The sequence below is a fragment of the Halomonas getboli genome (genome assembly GCF_023094245.1).
Lineage (GTDB): Bacteria > Pseudomonadota > Gammaproteobacteria > Pseudomonadales > Halomonadaceae > Halomonas > Halomonas getboli.
Map to the genome: position 1 here is coordinate 1 of NZ_JALMEW010000022.1, position 255 is coordinate 255.

1 protein-coding gene is annotated in these 255 nt (G+C 65.5%); it reads left to right on the forward strand.

Annotated features, from left to right (window positions below):
* Positions 1–48: 48 nt before the first annotated feature.
* Positions 49–255: hypothetical protein (locus MYL53_RS17205; protein ID WP_247855295.1), on the forward strand; the 207-nt coding region annotated here is incomplete at its 3' end.

Consider the following 255-nt stretch of genomic DNA (forward strand, 5'->3'; position numbering starts at 1 on the left):
AGTGTCGTCCCGCTCGCATCTCTCTCCTTCAAGAGCTGGAGGTGTTCCATGAAACGCATGCTGCTCACGACGTGCCTCGTGGCCGCGTTGGGGGCTTCCGTATCGACGATGGCGGTGGCGATGGAGGTCCCCGACACCATACCGTCTGCCGCCGACCGGCAGGTCGTCGGCAGTGACGCGGTGCGCCAGATAGACGAAGCGCCGCTGATGCTGGCGGTAGGCGATGCCTGGGAAACGCGCAGTCAGCGCGTGAGC